Source organism: Salipiger sp. PrR002 (assembly GCF_010500775.1).
Lineage (GTDB): Bacteria > Pseudomonadota > Alphaproteobacteria > Rhodobacterales > Rhodobacteraceae > Salipiger.
In genome coordinates, this window is record NZ_JAAGOU010000011.1 from 124333 (window position 1) to 141444 (window position 17112).

At 69.1% G+C, this 17112-nt stretch carries 18 protein-coding genes and 1 riboswitch; of the genes, 7 read left to right on the plus strand and 11 right to left on the minus strand.

The genetic code is table 11. From position 1 onward, the window contains the following. Nucleotides 1-2: 2 nt before the first annotated feature. Entirely contained in the window at nt 3-998 is a 996-nt protein-coding gene (locus G0A00_RS13630; protein WP_164183632.1) for a DMT family transporter, read from the minus strand. Nucleotides 999-1211: 213 nt separating this feature from the next. Between G0A00_RS13630 and G0A00_RS13635 the strand changes: the two genes are divergently transcribed. The 4 genes from G0A00_RS13635 (at nt 1212) to cobO (ending at nt 4677) form a co-directional block, all read left to right on the plus strand. Then, entirely contained in the window at nt 1212-1724 is a 513-nt protein-coding gene (locus tag G0A00_RS13635) for a MarR family winged helix-turn-helix transcriptional regulator (protein WP_164183633.1), read from the plus strand. After that, nucleotides 1715-2425, plus strand: a complete 711-nt coding sequence (locus G0A00_RS13640) for an SDR family NAD(P)-dependent oxidoreductase (RefSeq protein ID WP_203595375.1) — start codon at nt 1715-1717, stop codon at nt 2423-2425. The genes G0A00_RS13635 and G0A00_RS13640 overlap by 10 nt, the downstream gene beginning before the upstream one ends. A gap of 108 nt (nt 2426-2533) precedes the next feature. Further along, complete coding sequence (locus tag G0A00_RS13645; RefSeq protein ID WP_164183635.1) at nt 2534-3886, plus strand: FAD-binding oxidoreductase; 1353 nt, start codon at nt 2534-2536, stop codon at nt 3884-3886. A 179-nt stretch (nt 3887-4065) separates the two neighbouring features. Further along, nucleotides 4066-4677 (plus strand): cob(I)yrinic acid a,c-diamide adenosyltransferase, encoded by a 612-nt coding sequence (cobO, locus tag G0A00_RS13650; RefSeq protein WP_164183637.1) that lies wholly within the window; start codon nt 4066-4068, stop codon nt 4675-4677. A 4-nt stretch (nt 4678-4681) separates the two neighbouring features. Here the strand turns inward: cobO and cobD are convergent, their stop codons facing one another. The 4 genes from cobD to G0A00_RS13670 are packed head-to-tail and all read right to left on the minus strand — an operon-like array spanning nt 4682 to nt 7984. Continuing rightward, nucleotides 4682-5674, minus strand: coding sequence for a threonine-phosphate decarboxylase CobD (gene cobD, locus G0A00_RS13655; protein WP_164183639.1), 993 nt, complete (start codon nt 5672-5674; stop codon nt 4682-4684). Next, complete coding sequence (cbiB, locus tag G0A00_RS13660; RefSeq protein WP_164183641.1) at nt 5671-6621, minus strand: adenosylcobinamide-phosphate synthase CbiB; 951 nt, start codon at nt 6619-6621, stop codon at nt 5671-5673. Before cbiB ends, cobD begins: the two co-directional genes overlap by 4 nt. Further along, complete coding sequence (locus G0A00_RS13665; RefSeq protein WP_164183643.1) at nt 6618-7400, minus strand: propanediol utilization protein; 783 nt, start codon at nt 7398-7400, stop codon at nt 6618-6620. Before G0A00_RS13665 ends, cbiB begins: the two co-directional genes overlap by 4 nt. Then, the gene (locus G0A00_RS13670) at nt 7397-7984 is read right to left on the minus strand and encodes a histidine phosphatase family protein (protein WP_235953193.1); all 588 of its coding nucleotides are present in this window, start codon (nt 7982-7984) and stop codon (nt 7397-7399) included. Before G0A00_RS13670 ends, G0A00_RS13665 begins: the two co-directional genes overlap by 4 nt. A gap of 52 nt (nt 7985-8036) precedes the next feature. Here G0A00_RS13670 and cobU point away from each other — a divergent pair, with 52 nt between their 5' ends. Genes cobU through cobS form a run of 3 tightly spaced genes read left to right on the plus strand, consistent with a single transcriptional unit; the run spans nt 8037 to nt 10328 of the window. Continuing rightward, complete coding sequence (gene cobU / locus G0A00_RS13675; RefSeq protein WP_164183645.1) at nt 8037-8567, plus strand: bifunctional adenosylcobinamide kinase/adenosylcobinamide-phosphate guanylyltransferase; 531 nt, start codon at nt 8037-8039, stop codon at nt 8565-8567. Then, nucleotides 8551-9567 (plus strand): nicotinate-nucleotide--dimethylbenzimidazole phosphoribosyltransferase, encoded by a 1017-nt coding sequence (gene cobT / locus G0A00_RS13680; RefSeq protein ID WP_164214210.1) that lies wholly within the window; start codon nt 8551-8553, stop codon nt 9565-9567. The genes cobU and cobT overlap by 17 nt, the downstream gene beginning before the upstream one ends. Beyond that, a complete protein-coding gene (gene cobS, locus G0A00_RS13685; protein WP_164184809.1) occupies nt 9564-10328 on the plus strand; it encodes an adenosylcobinamide-GDP ribazoletransferase in 765 nt (254 codons plus the stop codon). The genes cobT and cobS overlap by 4 nt, the downstream gene beginning before the upstream one ends. Nucleotides 10329-10335: 7 nt before the next feature. Here cobS and G0A00_RS13690 read toward each other — a convergent pair whose 3' ends face one another. The 6 genes from G0A00_RS13690 to G0A00_RS13715 all read right to left on the minus strand — a co-directional run bounded on the left by G0A00_RS13690 (nt 10336) and on the right by G0A00_RS13715 (nt 17108). Next, nucleotides 10336-11073, minus strand: coding sequence for an ABC transporter ATP-binding protein (locus G0A00_RS13690; protein WP_164184810.1), 738 nt, complete (start codon nt 11071-11073; stop codon nt 10336-10338). Then, a complete protein-coding gene (locus tag G0A00_RS13695) occupies nt 11070-12053 on the minus strand; it encodes an iron ABC transporter permease (protein ID WP_164184811.1) in 984 nt (327 codons plus the stop codon). Before G0A00_RS13695 ends, G0A00_RS13690 begins: the two co-directional genes overlap by 4 nt. Next, on the minus strand, nt 12050-12865 hold the full coding sequence (locus G0A00_RS13700; RefSeq protein ID WP_164184812.1) for an ABC transporter substrate-binding protein: 816 nt from the start codon (nt 12863-12865) through the stop codon (nt 12050-12052). The genes G0A00_RS13695 and G0A00_RS13700 overlap by 4 nt, the downstream gene beginning before the upstream one ends. After that, nucleotides 12865-14697, minus strand: coding sequence for a TonB-dependent siderophore receptor (locus G0A00_RS13705; RefSeq protein WP_164184813.1), 1833 nt, complete (start codon nt 14695-14697; stop codon nt 12865-12867). The genes G0A00_RS13700 and G0A00_RS13705 overlap by 1 nt, the downstream gene beginning before the upstream one ends. A gap of 111 nt (nt 14698-14808) precedes the next feature. After that, a riboswitch (cobalamin riboswitch) is annotated at nt 14809-15015 on the minus strand. 87 nt (nt 15016-15102) lie between these two features. Next, nucleotides 15103-16431 carry an ABC transporter permease gene (locus G0A00_RS13710; protein WP_164184814.1) on the minus strand — a complete coding sequence of 443 codons (1329 nt, stop codon included), beginning with the start codon at nt 16429-16431 and terminating at the stop codon, nt 15103-15105. After that, nucleotides 16428-17108, minus strand: coding sequence for an ABC transporter ATP-binding protein (locus tag G0A00_RS13715; RefSeq protein WP_164184815.1), 681 nt, complete (start codon nt 17106-17108; stop codon nt 16428-16430). The genes G0A00_RS13710 and G0A00_RS13715 overlap by 4 nt, the downstream gene beginning before the upstream one ends. Nucleotides 17109-17112 lie beyond the last annotated feature (4 nt).

Sequence of the window (17112 nt, forward strand, 5' to 3'; positions counted from 1 at the left end):
GCTCAGCGCCTGACGGCGGTGCTGCCGCGCCGCCGTCCCGGCTGGGGCCGGGCCTTCGCCCGCTCGCGCAGGAAGACCACCAGCCCCGCGCCGACGATCAGCGCGCAGCCCGCCCATGTGGCGGGTGCGGGCCATTCGCCGAACATCGTCCAGCCCCAGAAGATCGCCATCGGCAGGCCGATGTATTCGAAGGGCGCGATCACCGCCGCATCGGCCATCCGGTAAGAGGCGCTCAGCGCGTAGCCGACAAAGCCCGAAATGCACCCCAGCCCCAGAAAGACCAGCATGTCCTGACCGCTCGGCAGAACCCATGGGCGCAGTAGGAAGCGCGCCGCATCGCTGTCGAAAGCGTCCATGTAGCGCCCGTCTCCGGCGACGAGGTAGAAGCCTGCCGAGACCACGAGGAACATCAGCTGCAGATGCACCGCCAGCGCCGAGGCGCGGGAGGTGACGCCAAGCTTGCGGGTCAGCACCTGCAAGAGCGCGTAGAGCAGCGCCGAAAGCACCGGTAACAGCAGCACCAGCCGCGCGCCGCCCGAGGTCTCCGCCCATGGCTGCTGCATGATGACCACGCCGCAAAAGCCAACGCAGACCGCGCCGAGCCGCCAAGGCCCGACCTTTTCGCCGAGGAGCGGCACGGACAGCAGCGTGATGAAGAGCGGCGCGACAAAGAAAAGCGCCGTCGCCTGACCCAGCGGCATCACCGCGACCGAGGCGTAGAAGGTCATATTGGCCAGCACCACCAGCACGCCGCGCGCCAGATGCAGCCACGGCGTGTTGCTGCGCAGCAGCCGCCAGCCGCCCTCGATCTGCAGCATGACAAGGATGATGCACAGCCCGACCGCAGAGCGTGTGGCAACGATCTGATGCAGCGGGTAGCCGTCCGAAAGCAGCTTGATCAGCATGTCGTTGATCGAGATCCCGACGACGCCCGCGCAGATCAGCGCGATGCCAAGGCCGGGACGGTTGAGGCTGGTGATTTGGGTTGCGGTGCTCATGCCCCGGCTCTAGCCCGGCGCGCTGACCGGCGCCATGGAAATTCTGCGTGGCGCGCTTCTGGGCATGCAGCGCGGTTTCAGCGAAGCCCGCGCAGGAAATTTGCACATCGGTTGTTTTTGACAACCATTCGGTTGCGTTTCACAACCTTTCTCTTGCCAGCGGCGCGCCGATCGGACGTCATGCAAAGGACCAAGAACCGACAGGTTTGCCCCATGCCGCCGTCTTCCGACGCGCCAAACCCTCAGCGCCCCGACGATCCTCCGATCGAAATCGGAGGGCTCCGGATCGACATCCTCGAAGGTGCCTTCAGCTGGTACTTTCGCACTATGGACGCCGTCGTCTCGCGCGATCTCGACAAGCGGATGGCGCATCTTGAGATCGCCAAGGGCAAGGGCAAGATTACCGCGCTTTTGCTGGTGGATGATTACCCCGGCATCCGCCCGTCGCAGATCGCCGAGGTGCTGATGCGCGACCGCCCCGCCACCGGAAGAATCATCGACCGGCTCGTCGCCTCTGGGGTGATCCGCCGCGAGGCTGCTCCGGACGATCAGCGCGCCCAAGCGCTCTTCATCACCGAGCGGGGCCATGCGCTCTCACAAGAGGTGCGCGAGATCATTCGCCAGCAGGAAGCGGAGTTCTTCGACTTCATCGAGCCGGAGGACCGCGCGCAATTCATGCGCATGCTCAAGCGTGCCTATCTGAAGATGAGGACGAAATGGGACTGACTACCGAGCGCGTCGCGCTCATCTCCGGCGCCGCGCGCGGCATTGGCGCCGCCACCGCGAAAGCTCTGTTCGACGCGGGCTGGACGGTGTCGCTGGGCATGCGCCGCCCGCAGATGCCGGACTGGGCCAAGGATGCGCCGGAGCGGGTGCATCTTTACACCTATGAGGCCACGGACCCCGCCACGGCCACCGGCTGGGCGCAGGAGGTGATGGAGAGGCTGGGCTGCATCGACGCGGTGGTCGCCAGCGCAGGCATCTCGCTGCGCAAGACCCCGGTCGAGATCACCGACGCAGAAATGGCGCAGCTTCTGGAGGTTAATGTGCAGGGGCCGCGCCGCCTTGCCGCCGCCTGTTGGGAGCCGCTGGCCGCATCGGGCCGGGGCCGGGTGGTGCTGCTCGCCTCGCTCTCGGGCAAGCGGGTCAAATCCCCTGGGGCGGGGTCCTATGCGGTCTCGAAATTCGCCGTGGTGGGGCTCGCCCATGCGCTGCGCCAAGCGGGCTATGAGCGCGGGATCCGCGCCGTGGCGGTCTGCCCCGGCTTTGTCGCCACCGACATGGCGACCGCTGTCGAGGGCCGGGATCCGGCGACGATGACCCAGCCCGTAGATCTGGCGCGGGTGATCCACATGCTGATCGACCTGCCCAATGAAGCCAGCGTCGCCGAGTTCCACGTCAACTGCCAGCTTGGCGAGACCTACTGACGTGCCGGGTGATGTGTCGCCGTCCCTCGCCGGAGAGACCGGCCTTCGGGCGCGGCAGCGCGGCAGGAAAGACCTAAGGCGCACGGCGCCGATTTTGGGAGAAAGACCATGCCAGGACCGAAGCCGGATCCGGTAGAGAACAGCGCCGCGCTGCCCGAGCGGGCGGATGTGGTGATCATCGGCGGCGGCATCGCCGGGGTCTGCGCCGGTCTGGAACTGGCCGAGCAGGGGCTCAAGGTGGCGATCTGCGAAAAGGGCCATGTGGCGGGCGAGCAGTCGAGCCGCAACTGGGGCTGGGTGCGGCTGACCCACCGCGACACCCGCGAGTTGCCGCTGATGGTCGAAGCGCAGCGCATCTGGCAGGGGCTGGACGCGCGCATCGGCGCAGACACCGGCTACACGCGCTGCGGCGTGACCTTCACCTGCGCCAGCGAGGCGGCGCTGGCCGCCGAGCGCGAGTCGCTGGAAGAGCTTGCGCCCTATCAAATCCCGGCCCGGATGCTCAGCCGTGACGAGGTGCTGGGCATGTTTCCCGGCCTGTCGCTCGACATCAAGGGCGCGCTGCACAATCCCTACGACGGGCGCGCCGAGCCGCAGAAGGCCGCACCGGCCATCGCCCGCGCGGTTCAGGCGCGCGGCGGCAGCGTGCATCAGCACTGCGCCGTGCGCGTGGTCGAAACCGCGGCCGGTCGCGTGTCGGGCGTGGTGACCGAGAAGGGCCGCATCGCCTGTTCGGCGGTGCTGGTGGCGGGCGGGGTCTGGTCCCGGCTCTTTCTGGGCAACCTCGGGATCGAGCTGCCGCAGCTGCGCACCAAAGGCAACGTGCTGCGCACCGATCCCGTGCCCGAGGGGCCCGAAGGCACCCTCAAATATCCCGAGTTCGCCATGCGCAGGCGCGCCGATGGCGGCTACACGATCGCCTCGGCGCTGCCCAGCCCCTACCAGCTGACCCCCGACAGCTTCCGCCTGCTCAAGGCCTTCCTGCCTGCGCTGCGGAACGAATGGCGCAGCATCAACCTCGGGGTGGGGCCGTCCTTCTTCGAGGCGCTGCGCACGCCGCGCCACTGGAGCGGCGCCGAGGTCAGCCCGTTCGAGAAAACCCGCGTGCTCGATCCCGAGCCCGACAGCACGATGATCGACCGCGCGCTTGCGGTGGTGAAATCCTCCTATCCGGCCTTCGAGACCGCCACCGTCGCGCAGAAATGGGCGGGCTATATCGACGTGCTGCCCGACATCATCCCGGTGATCTCTGGCACCGAGGGGGTGAAGAACGGGTTGCCCGGGCTCTATGTGGCAAGCGGCTTTTCGGGCCACGGCTTCGGGCTCGGCACCGGCGCGGGACGGCTCGCGGCGGATCTGATCACCGGGCGCAGCCCGGTCGTCGACCCCGCGCCGTTCCGGCTGCACCGCTTTTCCGACGGCTCGAAAATCCGGCCCAAATCCGGCGTCATCCAGCGCTGAGGCAACGGCTGCGGCGCGCAAGCGCCACCACATGTCCCGTCCCATCTTCTTCTCTTTGAAAATACGCCGGGGAGCGCGAGGGGCAGCGCCCCTCGCTTAAATTCACCCATTTACACGGGCGCTGACCTGCGGTCAGGTCCCCCGAAATTACCAAAACTGACAAGAGCGCGAAGAAGAGCATGAGCGAAGACGAGAACATCCGCCACACCGAGAAGATGAAGCGGATCAAGGCCGCCCGCGATAAGATGATCGCCGGGATGACCGAGGAGAAGGGCCTCATCCTCGTGCATACTGGGCCGGGGAAGGGCAAATCCTCTTCAGGCTTTGGGATGATCATGCGCTGCATCGCCCATGGCATGCCCTGCGCGGTCGTGCAGTTCATCAAAGGCACTTGGGTGACCGGCGAGGCGAAGATGCTGCGCGAAAGATTCGCCGATGAGTGCCGCTTCTTCGTTTCGGGCGAGGGCTTCACTTGGGAAACGCAGGACCGCGAGCGCGACATCGCGGCGGCGCAGCGCGGCTGGGAGATCGCCAAGGAACAAATCCTCGATCCCGAAAACCGTTTCGTGCTGCTCGACGAGATCAATATCGCGCTGCGCTACGATTACCTCGACATCGACGAGGTCGTCTCGTTCCTGCTCGAGCACAAGCCGCCGATGACCCATGTCTGCCTGACCGGACGCAACGCCAAGCCGGAACTCATCGAGGCCGCCGATCTGGTGACCGAGATGACCGCGGTCAAACACCCGTTCCGCGACGGGATCAAGGCGCAGAAGGGCGTCGAGTTCTGAGCCGCTAAAGCGCTTGGAACGCGCGCTCGAGCTGTCCCCATCGCGAGCATGGGGGCAGGCCGAGGCGGATCCAGCTGTCTGAATAGGGGAAGATGCGGCTCCAGATGTGCCGCGCCGCCAGGGTTTCCTGCGCTGCCTTGGCACCCGGGCAGGCGTAGCTGCGAAAGAGCGGCGTGCCGCCGATCAGCCGCCATCCCGCCGCGCCCGCCAGCGCGTCGAGACGCGCGGCGTCCGCGCTCAGGCGCCGAATTGTTTCCTCCTGCCATGGCCGGTCGGTGAGCGCGGCAGAGGCGATCTCAATCGCCGGGCCTGACACGGGCCATGGGCCTGCAAGCTCGGCGAGGCGCTGGCCCAGATCGCCTTCGGCCAAAGCGAACCCCAGCCGCAGCCCGGCGAGGCCGTAAAACTTACCAAAAGACCGCAGCACCACCACATTGGCCAGCCCGCCTTCGAGGCTGGGGGCGATGGAAAGCTCCGGCTCGGGGTCGGCAAAGCTCTCGTCCACCACCAAAAGCCCGACGCGGCCCGCCAGATCGCGCAGCGCGCCCGGCTGGCTGCGCCGTCCGTCGGGGTTGTTCGGGTTGACCACCACGGCCAGATCCGCACCCGCGAGCGCGGCGAGGCTGGCGACCTCGGTCACTTCCCAGCCATGCGCCCGCAGCGCGGCGGCATGCTCGTTGTAGGTCGGCCCCAGCACGGCGGCGCGCCCCGGCCTACGCAGCATCGGCACCATCTGGATCGCCCCCTGCGCGCCGTTCATCGGCACGATGTGGCCGGGGCAGCCGTAAGCCTCGCGCGCCGCCACGATGAGCCGGGCCATGTCAGCCTTGCGTGGCAGCGCGGCCCAAGCCTCGGCCGGGATCGCGGGCACGGGGTAGGGCTCGGGGTTGATGCCGGTCGAAAGGTCGAGCCACTCGGCGCGGGAGCCGCCGAAACGGATCATCGCGGCATCGAGGTTGCCGCCGTGGTCTCGGGTCTTTGTGTCGGGCGTCGTCATGCGGCGCAGCGAAGCAGAATCACGGCGGCAAGCGCAAGGGCGCAGAGCGCCATACTGCGCCGGTAGAGGCGCAGCGCTCGGGTCAGATCGTCTGCGGTCGGGTCGGGCGCGCCGCCGTTCAGCCAAGGCTCCTCTGCCACCCGCGTGCCGTAGACGCGCGGCCCCGAGAGGCGGATGTTCAGCGCGGCGGCCATGGCGCCCTCGGGCCATCCGGCATTGGGCGAGCGGTGCTTGGGCGCGTCGCGCCGCATCACCCGCAGCCCGCGCAGGGCATGGCGACCGGAGGCGATGGCAAAGAGCGCCCCGGTCAGCCGCGCGGGCAGCCAGTTCACCACATCGTCGAGCCGCGCGGCGGCCTTGCCGAAGGCTTCGAACCTTTCATTGCGATGGCCGATCATCGAGTCGAGCGTGTTGATCGCCTTATAGCCCGCAATCCCCGGCAGCCCCGCGATGGCGCCCCAGAAGAGCGGCGCGATGATCCCGTCCGACGTGTTCTCGGCAAGGCTCTCGGTGGCGGCGCGGGTGATCCCGGCGGCATCCAGCTGCGCCGGATCGCGCCCGACGATCATCGCCACGGCGGCGCGCGCGGCGGCCAGATCTCCGCGTGCCAGCGGGGTCGCCACGGCGGCGACATGGGCGTGCATGGCGCGCATGGCGATCAGCGGCCAAGCCAGTGCCGCGCCGATCAGGCTGCCGGTGAGGCCATCCGGAAGCGCGCTCTGGATGGCCAGCGCAGGCAGCACCGCCAGCGCCACGATCAGTGCCACTGCCAGAGCGCCGAGAGCCAGCCTGCGCGCTCGCGCGCCATGGTTCCAGCGCCGCTCCAGCGTGGTGATCGCATGGCCGAGCCATGTCACCGGATGGCCGATCCGGACGTAGAGCCAGCCCGGCCAACCGAGCAGCAGATCGAGCGCCATCCCGCCCAGCATCATCAGCGCAAAGCTCATGTCGTACCCGCCCGGAAGTTCAGGATGCCGGTGAGCCCGGCTTCGGCCAGCGCGTCCGCCGCGCGCGCAGGCACGGTGCCGGGGGCGAAGATCAGCCCTCGGGCCGAGCCGGTATGAGCGCGCAACCAGCCAAGCGCGCCGAGATCGCGCGCCAGATCGGGCGTGGGGCAGGTCGGGCCGCGCCGGGCGCTGCAGCGGCGCGCGGAATCCGAGGCGAGCGCGGCGCGGCGCGTCAGGTCGCAGGCCGGGTCCTCCCATTGTGCCAAGAGGTCGGAGATATCGTCAAAGCCGCTGTCCGACGGATCGGTGCGCTGCGGCGCGCCCCAGAAGCCGCCGAGGATCTCGCAGGGTGGCGGCGGCGGCATGTGGCGCAGCACCCGCGCCTCGCGCGAGGCCCAGAGCAGCCGGTCGGACTGGGGGTACATCAGCGGGTCGGTCGCGCCCTCGACGGTGAGGCAGGCGGCGGCAAGGGCCCCCGCATCGCCGCGAAACCCCGCCGCGCGGGCCAGTGCGACCAGCGTGGCGGTCGACGCCCCGGCGCCAAGGCCCGGCGCGAAGTTTCGCGAGACCTGCGGAAAGTCCGGCGCAATCCCCAGCAGCTGCGCAAAACGCCTCAGGTCGGCGGGGCCAAAGAGCGGCGGTTCAGACCCCGCTTCTGCTGGCGCATGGACATGCAGCACCGGGCAGGGCAGGGTGACGAGGGCCACAGGGCCATCCTCGCCCATGCGCCCCTGCAGCCATTCGCCGAAATGGCCGAAGACCGTCACCACGTCTCTCATGCGCACCTGGTCCCGATCACCGAGATTGGGCCATCCGCGCCGCAGCGCAGACGCGTCACCGAAAGCGGCGCGACCTCGAAGGCGAGCCCGGCGTGACCCGCGCCGCAGACCAGCGACAGCGCCGCGCGGATCACCCCGGCGTGCACCATCAGCACCACGGGCGCGCCAAGCTCCGCCGCCGCCTGCCCGTGCTGCATGAGCGCGGGCGCGGTGCGGGCGCAGAGATCGGCAAAGCTCTCGCCCTCGGGCGGTGTCCAGCGGGCCAGATCGGGGCCGTCCAATGGCCCGAGATCGGGCATCTGATCGAAGCGCAGCCCGTCATGGGCACCGAAATCCTGCTCCCAGAGGCGCGCGTCCTGCTGCACCTGCAGATCAGGCCACAGCGCCTCGGCGGTCTGGCGGCAGCGCCGCGCGGGGCTGCTGATCAGCCGGGCAGGCCGGGGCAGGCGGGCGCGCAGCGCGGCGATCGCCTCGGGCTCTATCCGGGCCGCGGCATCGGTGCGGCCAAACAGCCGCCCGGCCTCGGCCAGCGGCGCGTGGCGGATCAGGATCAACTCTGCGCTGTGCGGTGCTCTGTCGTGCAACTGACTGCTTTGCCCTTTTCTTTTTCCGGCTTTGATGGTTTCCCATGCGGTTATGAAAAGGTCGATCCTTATCACCGGCGGGGCCCGCTCCGGCAAATCGACCCTTGCGGAACGCAAGGCGCTGTCGGTGTGCGGGCAGGCCATCTATATCGCCACCGCCCGGATTTACGAGGGCGATGCGGAGATGGAAGCGCGGATCGCAGAGCATCAGGCGCGGCGCGGCGAGATGTGGCAGACCCTGCACGCGCCGCGCGATCTGTGCGGTGCGCTTGACGGCAGCGATGGCGGGCTGCCGCGACTGGTGGATTGCCTGACGCTGTGGCTGACCAATCTGCTGCTCGAGGGCGGCGACTGGCGCGAGGAAACGCAGGCGCTGGTCGAGGCCATCGCCCGGCAATCGGCGCCGGTGATCTTTGTGACCAACGAGGTGGGCGCGGGCATCGTGCCGGAGAACCGGCTCGCGCGGGACTTCCGCGACGCGGCGGGCTGGATGAATCAGGCCGTCGCCGCGGCCTGCGACGAGGTGTGGCTGGCGGTGGCTGGCTATCCAATGAAGGTGAAACCAAATGAGCATTCTTTCTGACGTGACCGCGCTTTCGGCGGTGGCCGGGCTTGCCGGGGTGCTGCCCACTGCCGATGAGGCTGCGGCGCAGGATGCGCGCGCGCGGCAGACGAGCCTGACCAAGCCGCCGGGCTCGCTGGGGCGTCTGGAGGAACTGGCGGTCTTCATGGCGGGCTGGCAGGCGACGCCGCGCCCCGAGATCACGCGGGCGCAGGCGCTGGTTTTTGCGGGCAACCACGGCGTTTGCGCGCAGGGCGTGAACCCTTTCCCGCAGGAGGTCACCGCGCAGATGGTGGCCAATTTCGAGGCCGGGGGCGCGGCGATCAACCAGCTCTGCCGCGCCTCCGGCGCCGAGCTTGCGGTGATCGCGCTCGATCTGGACCGGCCCACTGCCGACATCACCGAAGGCCCCGCGATGAGTGAGGCCGAGACGCTGGCAGAGATGCGCCGCGGCGCCGAGGCGGTGCCCGAGGGGGCGCAGGTGGTGATCCTTGGCGAGATGGGGATCGGCAATTCGACCATCGCCGCGGCGCTGGCATGCGCCAGTTTTGGCGGCGACGCCGAGGGCTGGATCGGGCGCGGCACCGGCTCGGACGCGGACGGGCTGGCGCGCAAGGCCGATGCGGTGCGCCGGGCCTGTGCGCGCCACGCCGGGGTGGAGGGCGCGGCGCTTCTGGCGGCGCTCGGCGGGCGCGAGCAGGCGGCGATCTGCGGTGCGGTGCTCGAGGCGCGGGCGCGGCGCATTCCGGTGATCCTCGACGGGTTCATCTGCACGGCGGCGACGGCGCCGCTCTTCAAGGCAGACCCTAGGCTGCTGGATCATTGCTTGGTCGGTCACGTCAGCCGCGAGCCGGGGCACGCCCGCCTCCTCGAGGCCATGGGCAAAGCGCCGGTGCTGTCGCTCGACATGGCGCTTGGCGAGGGCTCGGGCGCGGCCCTGGCGCTGGGGGTGCTGCGCGCGGCGCTGGAGTGCCACAACGGCATGGCGACCTTCGCCGAGGCCGGGGTCGCCGGGGGATGAGCGCGCTGCGCGCCCTAGGCAGACGGCGCCGCGAGCTTCAGGTGGCGGTGATGCTGTTGACCCGCCTGCCAGCCGGACGGCTTTTGGGCGATGCACCCGCGCTGCGTGAGGCCCGCTGGGCCTTTCCACTGGTCGGCGCGCTGGTGGGGCTGATCGGCTGGGCGGTGTTTGCAGGCGCGCTGGCCGCGGGCGGCTCAGGGCTGCTGGCGGCGCTGCTGTGCCTGACGATCACGGTGCTGGTCACCGGCGCGCTGCATTTCGACGGTCTGGCGGATTTCGCCGATGGCATCGGTGGCGGTCGCGACCGGGCGCATACGCTCGAGATCATGCGCGACAGCCGCATCGGCAGCTATGGCGTGATGGCGCTGATCCTCGCCTCTGGCCTCTGGACCGCCGCGCTGGCGGATCTGGAAGAGACCGCCGGGCCGCTGCTTTTCATGGTGATCGGCGCGCTGAGCCGCGGTGCGATGAGCGCTCTGCAAGAAAGCCTGCCTCCGGCGCGGGCCGACGGCATGGGCCATCTCGCGGCGGGCCGCAGTCGCGCGGGGCAGGTGGCGCTGCTGGTGGCGGTGCTGCTGTCGGTGCTCGTCGCCGGGCTGGCTGGCCTTGCGATCGTGGCGGTCTGCGCCGGGGTTGCCTTGGCGCTCGGCACTATCGCGCGGCGCAGGCTGGGCGGTGTCACCGGCGACGTTCTGGGCGCGGCGCAGCTGCTTTCCGAGGTCGCCGCTTGGGTGCTTCTGGCAGTTCTTTTGCCCGGCTGAGGTAGGTTCAGCGCGCCCGGCCCATGGGCTGGAACACCGGCCCGTCGGGGGTTTGTGCGTGATAGGCGGTGATGCCGAAGCCGCGCGCCAGCAGCGCGTCGGTCAGCACCTCCTCAGGCATGCCGTCGGCCAGAAGCTGGCCCTCGGCGAGCATCACCAGCCTTGTGCAATGGCGCGCCGCCAGACCGATGTCATGCAGCGACAGCAGCACACCGCGTCCCTCGGCGGCGAGGTTGCGGAAGACCTCCATCGTGGCGATCTGATGCGCCGGGTCGAGCCCGGCGGTGGGCTCGTCGGCCATCAGCAGCGGCGTTTCCTGTGCCAGCGCGCGGGCGATCAGCGCGCGGGCCTGCTCGCCGCCCGAAAGATTGGTGGCGCGGCGCTTGCGCAGCGGGCCGAGGCCCATCTTGGCAATCGCCGCCTCGACCGGGGCGCTGGCGCGGTCGCCATGCGGCAGCCGCCCCAGAGCGACCAGATCCTCAACCTTCACCGGCCAGGCGATCTCGCGCGCCTGCGGCATCCATGCGGCGGCCTTGGCGCGCTGCTCGGGGGTGAGCGCGGCCAGCGAGCTTTGACCTTGCGCCGGGATCAGCCCCAGTGCGGCGCGCATCAGGCTGGTTTTGCCCGCGCCGTTGGGGCCGATGAGGCCGACGACCTCGCGCTCGGCAATCTCCAGCGAAAGCCCCGAAAAGACCGGGCGATTGCGCAGGGTGACCGACAGATCGGACAGGCTCAGCAGGGTCATGCGCGTTCTCCGCGGCTGCGCCAGACGAGATGCAGGAAGAAGGGCGCGCCGACGAGGGCGGTCAGCACGCCGAGCTTCAGGTCGCGCTCGGGGGCGACCACCCGCACCGCGATGTCGGCGGCCAGCAGCATGGCCGCGCCGCCCGCCGCCGAGACCCAGAGCAGCGCGCCGGGCCGTCCGCCCACGGTGCCGCGCAGCAGATGCGGCACAACCAGCCCGACAAAGCCGATCGCCCCGGCCACAGCCGTGCCCGCGCCAACGACGCAGGCGGTGCCCAGCACCACGCGCAGGCGCAGCCGCTGCAGGTTGATGCCCATGGAGGCCGCGGCGTCCTCGCCCAAGGTCAGCGCATCCAGCCCGCGCCCGACACCGGCGAGCAGGACCACGCCCACCGCCATGAAGGGCAGCGCCAGCCAGACGTGCAGCATCGAGCGGTCGGCCAGCGATCCCATCATCCAAAAGACGATCTCGCTGGCGGCGAACGGGTTGGGCGAGAGGTTCAGCACCAGTTGCGTCAGCGCGCCCGCCACCGCCGACAGCGCAATCCCGGCGAGGATCAGCGTCAGCGTCTCGCCGCCCCGCCCGGCCAGCAGCATGAGGATCAGCACGGCAACCACCGCGGCGGCCAGCGCGCTCAGCGGCAAGGCGAGCGCGAAGGCGGCGGAGAGCCCGGTCTGGATCGCCAGCACGGCGCCAAGCGCGGCGCTGGCCGAGACCCCTAGGAGGCCGGGTTCGGCGAGCGGGTTGCGCAGATAGCCCTGCAGCGCCGCCCCCGCCAGCCCCAGCGAGCCGCCGATCATCAGCGCCAGCAGCATGCGCGGCAGGCGGATCTCGCGCATCACCATGGGCAGCGGGCCGTCGCCGCCCGCGACCAGCGCGCGCAGGCTCTGCGGCAGGGTCGCATCGGCGGGGCCAAGCGACAGCGAGAGTGCCGCCAACGCCAGCACCAGCGGCAGGAGAAGCGCGAGGGCGCGGGTCATTTGATCTCCTTGCGGAAGTCGGTGAGGTCGGCAATGGCCCGCAGCACGTGTGGGGTGCCGCAGATCCAGTCGCTGCCGGTCATCTGATGTCCGGCGCGCGCTTCACGGATCTGGCGCAGCACCGGATGCGTAAGGATTTCCTCGGAACGCGATGCGCCGGGGTAGGAACGGGCGGTGATCAGCGCATCGGGATCGGCCATGGCCAGCGCTTCCAGCGGCAGATGACCGCCGCCGCCGGGACCGGCGATATTGTCGAAGCCCGCGGCCAGAAGGATTTCCCCGGCCAGCGTGTTGTCGCCCGTGGTGTAGCCATTGGCGTAGTAGAGCGCGGCGGTGGGGTGGCGTGCGATCTCTGCGCGCAGGGCGGCGAGCTGCGTTTGAAACTCAGCGATGAGCGCCTCGGCGCGGTCTTCGCGGCCCAGTGCCACCCCGACAGCGCGAATGCGGTCCGGCACATCGTCGAGCGAATAGGCGGGCGGCAGGGTCAGCACCTCTGTGCCGAGGCGCCGCAGCATCTGCACCGCCGCCTGCGCGGTGAAACTGCCCGAGATCACCAGATCGGGGCGCAGCAGCCAGACCTCCTCGGCCTGCCCGTGGTTCGCAGGATAGGCCCGCGCCTCGTCGGCCATGGCCGAGCTATGCGGGTCGCTTGCCAGATTGGAGACAGAGACCAGCTGACCCGGCGCGGCCAGCAGCATAGCCAGTTGGTCGGTGCAAAGGTTCATGGAGACGACGCGCGCCGGTGGCTCGCCCGCCGCGCCCGCAAGCGGAGCGGTGGCTAGGGCAAGGCAGAGCAGCGCGCGCCGCAGCATCAGAAGCTGCCCCGGACGCCGAAATAGGCGGCGCGGTCCGAGGTGCCATAGCCCGTCACGGTTTGATAGTCCTCGTCGAAGAGGTTCTCGACCCGCAGGTAAAGCTCGGCATTGTCGCTCAGCGCGTAGCGGAAGTTCACATCGGCGACGGTGTAGTCGGGCAGGGAGTCGTTGGTGTCCTCCACCCCGGCGACGTGGCGCACCCGGAAGGCACCGCTGAAGTCATCGGTGAACGCCGCATCAAGCGTCAGCGCAAGATCATGCAGCGGCACGCGGGTGAGGCGGTCACCGGTCTCGGCGTCTTCGGTGTCGGTCCATGTGTAGGCCGCCGCCAGCCCAAGCCTGTCGGTGATCTGCGTTTCTCCCGACAGCTCGACACCCTGCATCCAGCTTGTCCCTTTGACCTGCGAGTACGCCCAAGTGTCGTAGTTGTACTCGATGAGATCGGTGATCTCGGTGCGGAAGAGCGTCGCCGTGATCTTGCCGCCGTCAAAGCGCTTCTCGGCGCCAAGCTCGTAGCTGAGCGAGGTCTCGGGCTCGAGATCGGGATTGCCGGCATAGGCGTTGTAGCGCTCGTAGAGCGAGGGGGCCCGGAAGCCGGTGCCGACGCTGGCGCGCAGGGTGACATCATCGCTGGGCAGATAGGCCAGCGAGATGCGGCCGGTGGTCTTGCCGCCGAAATCCGAGTGATCGTCGTGGCGCAGGGCGGTCACCAGTTCGACCTGGTCCGACAGGTGCCAGTTGGCCTGTGCCCAGATGCCATAGGTGTCCTGATCACCCTCGTCGCCGTCATTCTCATACTGCTCGCGGGTGGCATCGGCGCCAAAGGTCAGCGTGGTGGCCGAAAGCTCTGCTTGTCCCTGATAGCCGAGCGTCCAGCGCTGACCATAGAACGGGTAGTCATAGCCGTTGCTCGAAGTCGAACGTTCGTTCTCGAAATACTGGAGCGAGAGCTCGTGGCTCAGCGCGCCCGCGTCGATGCGGGCAAAACCGCGCAGACCGTATTGCTCGCTCTTGGAGACCTCGTCATGGGTGCCATCGGCAAGGACAGGGTAGCTTTCGTCGTATTCGGTTTCGGTCTTTTGCCAGAAGCCGGATGCGCCCAGAGTGACCGTATCGGTCAGCGCATAATCGCCCGAGAAGCTGAGCCGCGTGGACTCGTGGCTGTCCGCCTCGTCATTGCCGTCGTCCTCGTCGGCGGCAGAGAAGCCATCGGTCTCGACCCGGCTCAGGGTGGTGGCAAAGCTGCCGCGCTCGCCCAGATAGCCGAGGTTGTAGCTCAGTTTGCGGGTGTTGTAGCTGCCGTATTCGGCGGCGACGTTCTGGCTGAGGCCGGGCTCCGTCGGGCGCGCGGTAGTGATGTTGATCACACCGGCGATGGCCTCGGAGCCGTAGAGCGCCGACTGCGAGCCTTTCAGCACCTCGATCCGGCTGATGTCTGCGGTGGTCAGCGCGCCGAAGTCGTATTCGATCTGCGTGCCCGACGGGTCGTTGACGTTGATCCCATCGATGTAGACGCCGATGTACTGCCCGCTGGCACCGCGGATGCGCAGCGTGGTGTTGGTGCCGATGCCGCCGTTGGTGGTCACGCTGATGCCCGGAAGGCTGGCAAGATAGTCGGCGACGCGAGTCTCGCCGGTCTTCTCCAGATCTTCCTTGGTCACAACCTCGACCGTCGCGCCGCTGCGCTCGAGCTCGGTGCTCTCGCCGCGGTTGGCGCTGAGGGTGATGGTGCCGAGGTCGTAGCCCTCTTGCGCGTAGGCGGCGCTGGACAGGCTGGCTGCCGCTAGGGCAGTTGCGGCGCGCAGGCCGAACAAAATGGGTCGCTTCATTGTCCCTTCTTCCTTTTTATGTGTCGTAAGAAGGGACTCCCCCTTCCGCAGACGGTTAGCGTCATGCCACCTCTACGGAAGGTCCGTCGCCCGCAGCGCTCCCCGCGCCGGGACTGGGTGATCGGCTTCGGCAGGTCTCCTGACTCGCGGGTCACAGCTTCGCCGGGTCTTCCCGCCCCCGAAGGGAGCAGTGACATGGTCCGGCATCGCTCTCCGCCTACAGTTGCGGGGGCAGTTGCGGAGTTGGGCCAAGGCCCGCACCGCATTCCCTATTCACCGAGCGGCAGGCCGCCCGGAACCGAAGCAGGCACCGAATAGCGGCTAGATCGCCGCCGCGCAACAATCACAAACGGTCAGAGGGCGCGAAGGGGGCGGCGAGGTGTCGCGCCTCTGGGGAGGATCAGCTCAGCTGCGCAGCCCGTCCACAACCGGCTGTCGCAGCACCATTGCGGCGGGCAGCAGCGACAGCAGCATGGTCACCGACACGAAGCCTGCAAGGAAATGCAGCTCGCCCCATCCTAGCGGGGCAGAGATGGCGATATCGGTACGGGCGGTGACCACGCGCGATAAAAGCTCAGCCGCGCCCCAGCCGACCCCGAGCCCCAGCACCGCACCGCTGAGCAGCAGCGCCGCGCTGAACGCCCAGACTGTGGCAAAGACAAAGCGGCGCGGTGCACCCAGCGCGCGCAGCAAGGCAATCTGGCGGCGGAAGAGGCGGGTGAGGATGAAGAGGCCCAGCAGGACCGAGGCTGCGACCAGAACCTGTGTGACCAGCGCCATGAGCGACATCGCCTGCCGCACGTCGCCCATTACCCGGTAGAGGCCGGACAGCACCGCGCCGGGAAAGAAGGCCATGGTCTCGCCATCGCGGGTGAACTCCGAGCGTAGGGCATAATTGGCCCAAAGCTCGTCGGAGCGGATCACCACCGCAGGCGTGCCGGGGAAATACTCGGGATCGAAGGGCGGGCCGATCTGGGTGTCGCGATCCGGCGCGTGTCCATTCGCGAGACCGTGGATTTCCCAGACGTATTCGACCGGGATGAGGATCGCCCGGTCCCATGGCGTGCCCGTGGGAGCCATGCGCCCGGTGACGGTGATGCCGTCGCCATGACCGTGCTCATCGCCATGCGCCTCGGCATCGGCGGCGTCGCCAACCCCATGCGCCGGGGTGAACTGCGCGCCGATCTGCAGCGGCACCAGCGCGCCAATCACTGCCTCGTCGTGATCCTGCCAGAGACTGCCCTCGATACGATCATCGCTCAGGTGGCGCAGAAACTCGGCGGTGGTGCCCACCACGGGGGCGGTGCCATAGCTGTCGCCAAAGGCCAGCGGCGCGGCGATGGCCACATGCTCGTGGGTCTCGATCTCGGCATAGGTGGCGCCCGAGATCAGCGCCATATCCGAAGGCTGCAGGAACACCGAGGCGAAAAGTGCGGTAAGCTCGCTGCCCGGCGCCGCGACGATGAGGTCGAACTTGTCGGCGGCCTGCGCGGTGCCGTGGCGCAGCCCGCGCTCCTGCGCGAGCAGCCCGACGCCCATGCCAACTGAAATGGCGATCAGCAGAACGAAAAGCGCGGCGCTGGTCCGGAACCGGCTGAGGAACCCGCGCAGCAGCGGCCAAGGTGCGTAGCCGCGCAGCACCAAAAGGCCGGTGAGCAAGGCAGGCAGCAGCAGAACGATCAGCAGGCCGATGTCCTGCGCCAGCACCGGCAGGCTGTCCCAGAGCATCCTCATGCCGCCACCTCGTCCTGTGCGAGGCGTCCGTCGGCGATGGTCAGCACCCGGTCCATCCGCGCCAGCAGCGCGGCATCGTGACTGACGGCGATCAGCGTGGTGCCCTGCGTTCGTACCAGCCCAACCAGATCGTCGATCAGCCGATCGGCGTTGGGGCGGTCGAGGCTCGCGGTCGGCTCGTCGGCCAGCAGCACCGGCGCTTCGGCGGCCATGGCGCGGGCGATGGCGACGCGCTGCCGCTCACCACCCGAGAAGCTGGTCACACGCCGATCGGTGTCGGAAAGCCCGAGCGCGGCGAGGCGCTGGGCGGCGCGCTGGCGCAGGGCGGCACGCTCGGCGCGCGGGCGGAAGAGGGCGGTGAGCGCGGCGTTGTCCAGAGCGCCAAGCTCCTCGAACAGCAGAAAGTCCTGAAAGATTATGCCGATGTTTCCGGCGCGGAAGCGCGCGCGGCGCTCGGGGCTCTGCGCAAGCAGGTCGCTCTCGCCCCAGCGCACGGAGCCGGTGGCGCGCTCGAGCAGCCCGGCGATGGCGTAAAGCAGCGTGGATTTGCCAGCGCCAGAGGCACCGCGGATGCCGATCAGCGCGCCCGCCGGGGCGGAGAGGCTGGGCACGTCCAGCAGAACACGATCGCGGGGGCTGCGCACGGTCAGCCCGGAAATCTCGAGTGGGAGGGACATGGCG